We start from the raw sequence: 6,651 nt of genomic DNA on the forward strand, positions 1-6,651 counted from the left end.
GACTTACTGTGCCGGAATTTCACCGAAGACTAGAATACAATAATCACGCAGATGATTATTCTTACTCGCTTTTACTATTTTAACACGGTCGGCTCATATCCCCACGGATAAATCCGGGGGCTTTACGCCGATTCTCGGTAATAACCCTGATCCTTTTTAACCGTTCGCTGACGTTGGGCGATAAAACAGAATAGGGGTATCTGACCATCGGGACCCCGTTGCGAGTTTTTTAGTGCTGCTTCTGGGAACTCACGCGCTAACTGTTGCCTTAACCTGTTGATAATCGGATTTTGGATCCGATTCAAGTTTTGTAGTTGTAGGCAACACTCTCTCATGGGGATAATAAATCTCTCATGCTCATATCCCAAAAATGCCTCTGGATAATTCCAATTGGTTAAGGCATAGGAGGCTAGTGCAAGGGCATCAGCCTCGTCATTTTTATCTGGCAATTTTTTAGACTTGCGCCAAGAAAGCAACCTCCGAGTGACCTACCCAGAGAATCTTGACCCCGTGACTTTTCAGGATATGAGCCCAGATCCAGGAATAATGCACCCCCGTGGGCTCTAGCACTACACAGTCAGCTTTGAGAGCGAGTAACTCGGCTATCCCATCACGGTTAGAATATAACCGAGGGAATGACTCTTTGTTTTCCTTAGAGTACAGTTTGAGGTTAAAAGGTTCCTCTGTTAGGCAACAGGCAACGACGTTATCTTTACTAACGTCGTTGCCAATGATTACCGTTGTCTTGTCCATAAATTTTCAAGGTTGTTTTAGGGAGTAATTACGCTAGTTTCCCCCTCTGTTTTAGGGCCACGAATCTCCCGAATGGTTAACAATTCTATGTCAAGCCTCTAAAGGGGATAGCCGCGATATGGCAGTAACCTGATCCACGAAATAAGAAAACCTTTAAGGTCTATTTCAGTGTCAAGACCCTGAGTTACTGCCATGCGGCACCGTGTCATAGACCCGGGCGGGTTGATTGCGCTATCTCCCCGCGACACTCCCAGGGGGGGAGTGTTTCGATCCATCGGTAGCAGTGGATCAGGCGATCGCCATTAAAGCGATCGCCATTAAAGCGATCGCCGGTCATCAGGCGGAAATTAGGGAACCAAAATCCGAGAAACCCTTTCCTCTATTGCGTTTTGAGACTCTGCAAGCGCTTCGACCAAATAGACCGCTTGCTCGTTGATAAATTTGGTTTTCTCTCCACTGGCCCAAGTAACTTCACACTCGCAAGCGGTATCCGAACACTGAACATCTGCAATTAGGGCTAAGTTAACCCAACGATTCCCCGGGAGTCAAATCATCCAACAGCTAGGCACTTTCACAATTGTTGTAGTCATGGTAAAATTGAACTAATAGAACATAATTGATTCAGCGCAAGGGACCTATTAACCTAGGTCCCTTGATTTTTAGAGGGAATTAGGTTTTAGGTTGATAGAGTAGTTTGAACTCTTTTGACGGGTGCATCCGGCGATCAGCGGATAAGACGTTATCTGCATCTCTCCGTTTAATTAAACGGGCATGAATAGTCTGATAACCTTCAGAGTCAAAAGACACAACTAACCAAGGGAATTTAGAAGCATGAGTCCGGTGGTAATTTTTCCTGAAGTACCCAGTGAGATATCGTGTATAACAAGTGACTAGAACCTTTATTTGCAAGGGTTCCAGGGATTGTAAAGGGATTGCATTAATTATACAAGTTGGTGACAATCTCTCTGTAAAACTTCAAAAATTACCGTTTAAAACAACCGTAAAAACGGTCAAGTAATTGCAGGTTATCGGATTGATGTAGTGAAGATGCTTCGGCACAAGCAGCAGCTAAAAAAGTTGCCTCCACTTCCTCGGTTGTCATTTGTGTTCGACTTGCTAATTCACTGGCAAGTCTGATGATTGTCAAAATTTGAATCACACTAAACTAAAACTCACTCCCCTCTAATTCAATGGGAATAATTGTATGCACTTGAACGTCTAACCCTTCCGACTTCATCGCTTCAATCAAGCGGTCAAAGTCATCAGGTGTCCCCTTAAATTCGACTTTTTTTTGCACCATATCAGCACCCTCCCTCTAATCCGATCGCCGGGGCACAGTTCCAAAGGAGAGCGAATTGGATATGCACTCGCCCTCGTGTTAGGGGTTTAAGCCCATTAATGCCGGCCCAAATCCGACCGAAAGCAATCCAGTAGCTTGACTTGAAACGGTTTTTAAAAAGTGATGGAACTTTTGCTCGTGGAGTCAATCGCGGTTTAATCTCAGTGCTTGAGCCTGAGATTTGAGGTGGATTTTGGGGGTATCGGTCGATCATTCCCCGGGCATGACCCGGGCCTGAATTGGGCATAACCGGGTTATGACCCGGGGATAACTCTGGCATAACCAAGGGATGATCCAGGCATAACTTTGGCATAACCGAGGGATGACCCGGGGATGACCCGGGGGACCTTTTAGGATGACTGCGGGATAACTCTGGAATACTTAGGGAACTCTCGTACTGATCAGTTTTGCTGGGAAGTGATGGGACCTGGGATTGATCTGGGTTGATCTGGGTGGATCTGGGTCCCTCTGGGTTGATCTCCCCAGATGCGATCGCCACTGGGGAACTCTCGGTGCGATCGCCCTGGGAGGAGGACTCTGAACGCTGTGTCTCTGGGAGATCCTCATCAATAAAGGTTTCGAGTAAGGTCCCTTCCACATATTGGATTAGCTGACTTTTGCGGGTGTAACGCGAGTAGCCAGTAATCTCGTTCCGTTTTCTTGTGTTCATACCGGAAGTTTACTTCCTCTGGACAGTTTTGGACAAGAAGAAAACTTCCGGAAGTTATCTTCTGCTATTATGGTGCATAACAACAACACACAACCAAAATCTCCATTGAGAATTCAACGTGAAAGCATCGGGTTGACTCAGCCCGAGCTGGCTCGACAGGTTGGAGTATCTGATCGGAATATTCGTGATTGGGAAAACGGTGCTTCCCTTCCCAGACTTGATAGGGCGGCAGCCCTTGCTCGTTCCTTGAGAGTCCCTCTTAAGCAGATTTGTAAATGGATGCAGATTGATGTTTCGGGCATTCCCGATGACATCTCACCCCCGAAGCCCGAATGATGAATTTAAAAACTCACCCGCCGTCACGATCGGCGGCGGGTGTTCTATAGCATTGACAAAAACTATGTGGACTAAAAAACACGCGGCCTACAGCTTGCGACAGAAACTTCCCCCCGCCGCCCAATACCTATGGCAGTGGCTAGAGGAGACAAAGACCTTAGACAAGCCAGTTGAACCGGATCTCAGGGTTTTCAATAACTGGGTTGCACGGCATCGTGGCAAAGGCTATTGTCGTCAAACCGTCAAAGAGGCTTTTTCAAAACTTGCCGAATGCGGAATCGTGCGAGCATTGAAAAATTTTGGTCATTGGGCTATTCACCCAGTCATCGTCCGTGCGATCAACTACTTGATGCCGCCCAAACCCAAACCGAAAAAAAAACTTGCGCCATCAGAATTCAATTTGCGATTCAGACCCTTCAAACCCAGAGTACGTCACGGACAGGTCTAGCAGCAGCAATAGTCTTGAGGAGGTTAACAAGACCGAAATCATCAAGGTTTGTGCTGACCACGGAATCCATTTTTCCCCAGATAAACCGGCCAAGGTTTTTGGGTATTCGGTGGAGGAAGTCAACAGAGCGATCTCGCACTTCTATGAGCGTGGCGGTCACCAAAAAATCACCAATCCCTGTGGCTGGTTAATTCAGTGTCTGGAGTGGTCATGGTGGCATCATGACTTGCAATTCGTTGGAATCAGGGGATTGTTGTCATGAGTGATCCGAGTCAACTCAACTTATTTGACCTCAGTAAATACGAATCGCCGTCCAAGGACGGTAAACCCGATTGGGCTTACGATGTCATGTACGGCGATTCAGACATACCCACTGAAATCAGAAAGGGAGATACTCGCTCCTGGGAGGAAGAACGGGCAAGTGATGTGGAAGTGACTCAGGTAACCCCTATAAGCATACCTGATTCATCACCGGATTTTGCACCTCTCCTCGATGACACCGGTGGGAGAATTTCAACCCCAGGAGAGGGTCAATCAATAAGTAAACCTGAGTCTACACAGGTTGTAGACACTCAATTCCATCAACTGAACTGATCAGACGCCTCACCGGGGAGGGGTCCAAGTATTAGTAAATCTAATGATGAAATTCCCTCAGCCGAGAGGGCGATCGCATCAATCCCCGGGGACCCTCTTGGTTTCGATGCTATAGAACACAAGCGCGGGTCAGATGATCTAATCGAGCGTTCTATAGCATTGGAAAAATCAAGCGGTTTTGCGGGGATAGACCGGAAATGACTCCGCTCAACTCGACTTTCGGCAAAAAAAATGATATTCCCGGTAAGCCGTGCAAGGACCGTACCGGGAACTTTGGGGGAGACAACCTAGGGAGACTGACTCATATAGAGGTGCTTATGCTTACCAAATACCATATCTACTGTCATTGCAGCGGCAAGAACCGCTATATCTAGCGGAAAACTCGAATTAAGTGATCAACGGAAACACAATGGAAAACCTGGATCATCTGGGTGAATCGGAGTTCAGTACAAATATCGGGACTCGTTCGGTAAGAGCAAAACGAGTGCCAGTTACAAAGCTGGCTGTACGGGACCTTACTATCAGTATCTCTGGCACTCCGGCGATCTCATCCGCCGCCGCTACGTCCCCAAGAAAAAACTGACCCAAGTTGTGAATGCGATCGCATCAAGGGAATCGACCCGGGTAATTTTAGGGATACTCGGATGAGTGCGATCTCCCCAAAAACTAGACGCCCCTGTTCTATAGCATTGACTCAATTCAGGGAATGGAATCAATGCTATAGAACAGGGGTCAAGGGAGGCGCCAAAACTAGACGCCCCTGTTCTGTAGCATTGACTCAATTTAGGGAGTCTGACCATAAATCAGGTTTATTCGGATCCAACCAATCTAGGTTAATGCAGCGATCGAGTTTTTTAACTTCTGGATAGGCGCGGAATGCTTATGGGATTTTGGTTCCCAGGAACCTGTTAACTTCTGGGTAGTTTGAGGGGCTATAAGTCCCGCGATGTACCTGAACGGTCAGCGTCGGGATACATGGACCCCTCAAGTCAATTAAAGGGTTCGATGCCCTGAAAATTGACAATCACAAGGATTATTGTGTTATGATATTACCACAAAAATGATTTACGGTAATGTTGAGAGCAACCAAGTACAGAATCTATCCAACCACAGAGCAAAAACTTCATCTTGCTCAAAGTTTCGGTTGCTGTAGATTCGCTTGGAACTACGCTCTCAATCTTACCAATGAAACCTACAAGGTTACAGTCCAGGGTTTAGGTCGCTTCTTCATTCTTCAAGAGATAACTAATCTCAAGAAAGAGCATGAATGGATGAAAGAGCCTTATTCTCAATGCTTACAGGTTGTTGCCTTAAACCTGTCTAGGGCTTTCATCAACTTCTTTGAGGGGAGATCCGCATACCCAAGGTTCAAATCAAAGCACAGTAATCAATCTATCAGCTATCCTCAAAATGTCTCTATCGTAGAAGATGGTATCAAATTTCCCAAGATGGGGATTGTTCATGCCAGATTACACAGACCTATCCGCCAGGGGGCAATCAGAACAGTCACGGTGTCAATGAATGCCTCATGTCAATACTTTGCCTCTGTCCTATAGCGCGTCTAAATGAATTTGACATAAAGAAAGCGAGCAAGATGCTCGCACTCCTAGGGTTTCGGGCTTGGATCCATTGTCAAAATGATTTAGGGTCGCTATAGTTGATGACGGGGAAGATATCCCCGAAAAAACTGCTGAAGGTAAAGCGGTAGGTATTGATTTAGGGTTAACTCATTTTGCTATCACGTCCGATGGGTCTAAGTTTGACAACCCCCGTTGGTTAGCCAGACATGAAAAGAACCTCAGAAAAAAACAGAAGCGGCTATCCAGGAGGCTTCAAGACTCTAACAACCGCAATAAAGCCCGGAAGCAAGTAGCTGGGGTACATAACAAAATATCCAGATGCAGGTCAGATTTTCACCACAAACTATCACGCTTCGATAGTAGACGAAAACCAAGTCATAGTGGTAGAAAATCTAGCCGTAAAAAACATGGTCAAGAATCACTGCCTAGCCAAAGCAATTAGCCAAGTCGGGTGGGGTCAATTCTGTACTATGTTGAGCTATAAAGCAGAGCAATCAGGGAAAATCTATCTTGAAGTAGACCGATTCTTCCCTAGCTCCAAAACCTGCAATGTTTGCCTTAATCAAGTAAGAAGCCTGACCCTTGATGTAAGGATTTGGCAGTGTGAAAAATGTCAAACGAAGCACGATAGAGACATAAACGCGGCTTATAAGTGCGATTCGTTCGGTCGAAACCTAGCAATAGGGGGATGACCGGCACCTGTTAAGTAACCGAAAGGTAGAGTACGCACTTTAATCCTTAACAGATGACAACTACATAACCTTATGAGTGAGGGAAACTAACCTAGAAACCCCAAGCCTCATCCTTGAGACGTTCAGGTGAAAGCATATCCCCTACGGTAGCGACTAGCCCTCAATCCGTAAAGCGGGGATAAAAGCGGAAAGCCTTCAGCAACCTTAGCCCAAAGCCCGTAAGCAAGTCCATATGGATA

The 6,651-nt window shown here is 46.2% G+C and carries 8 protein-coding genes and 1 pseudogene; 5 read left to right on the plus strand and 4 right to left on the minus strand.

The window, feature by feature from the left end:
• Positions 1 to 122: 122 nt before the first annotated feature.
• Both J0895_RS06000 and J0895_RS06005 read right to left on the minus strand, forming a co-directional pair.
• Positions 123 to 449, minus strand: coding sequence for a hypothetical protein (locus tag J0895_RS06000; protein ID WP_207087203.1), 327 nt, complete (start codon positions 447 to 449; stop codon positions 123 to 125).
• Between the two features lie 4 nt (positions 450 to 453).
• Positions 454 to 753 (minus strand): hypothetical protein, encoded by a 300-nt coding sequence (locus J0895_RS06005; protein WP_207087204.1) that lies wholly within the window; start codon positions 751 to 753, stop codon positions 454 to 456.
• Between the two features lie 226 nt (positions 754 to 979).
• Here J0895_RS06005 and J0895_RS06010 point away from each other — a divergent pair, with 226 nt between their 5' ends.
• Complete coding sequence (locus tag J0895_RS06010) at positions 980 to 1,189, plus strand: hypothetical protein (protein WP_207087205.1); 210 nt, start codon at positions 980 to 982, stop codon at positions 1,187 to 1,189.
• Between the two features lie 546 nt (positions 1,190 to 1,735).
• On the opposite strand, the gene J0895_RS06015 is transcribed toward J0895_RS06010, so the two are convergent.
• Positions 1,736 to 1,900 carry a hypothetical protein gene (locus tag J0895_RS06015; protein WP_207087206.1) on the minus strand — a complete coding sequence of 55 codons (165 nt, stop codon included), beginning with the start codon at positions 1,898 to 1,900 and terminating at the stop codon, positions 1,736 to 1,738.
• An 18-nt stretch (positions 1,901 to 1,918) separates the two neighbouring features.
• Entirely contained in the window at positions 1,919 to 2,053 is a 135-nt protein-coding gene (locus tag J0895_RS26270; RefSeq protein ID WP_277989788.1) for a hypothetical protein, read from the minus strand.
• Positions 2,054 to 2,831: 778 nt separating this feature from the next.
• Between J0895_RS26270 and J0895_RS26925 the strand changes: the two genes are divergently transcribed.
• From J0895_RS26925 to J0895_RS25710, 4 genes and pseudogenes are all read left to right on the plus strand, one after another.
• The gene (locus J0895_RS26925; RefSeq protein ID WP_207087207.1) at positions 2,832 to 3,098 is read left to right on the plus strand and encodes a helix-turn-helix transcriptional regulator; all 267 of its coding nucleotides are present in this window, start codon (positions 2,832 to 2,834) and stop codon (positions 3,096 to 3,098) included.
• Positions 3,052 to 3,546, plus strand: coding sequence for a hypothetical protein (locus tag J0895_RS06025; protein WP_207087212.1), 495 nt, complete (start codon positions 3,052 to 3,054; stop codon positions 3,544 to 3,546). Before J0895_RS26925 ends, J0895_RS06025 begins: the two co-directional genes overlap by 47 nt.
• Positions 3,547 to 3,804: 258 nt before the next feature.
• Entirely contained in the window at positions 3,805 to 4,140 is a 336-nt protein-coding gene (locus J0895_RS06030) for a hypothetical protein (RefSeq protein ID WP_207087208.1), read from the plus strand.
• Between the two features lie 1,073 nt (positions 4,141 to 5,213).
• Positions 5,214 to 6,397 (plus strand): annotated as a pseudogene (locus tag J0895_RS25710) (RNA-guided endonuclease InsQ/TnpB family protein); the annotation flags it as partial.
• Positions 6,398 to 6,651 lie beyond the last annotated feature (254 nt).

The sequence above is a fragment of the Phormidium pseudopriestleyi FRX01 genome (assembly GCF_017313335.1).
GTDB lineage: Bacteria > Cyanobacteriota > Cyanobacteriia > Cyanobacteriales > Laspinemataceae > Laspinema > Laspinema pseudopriestleyi.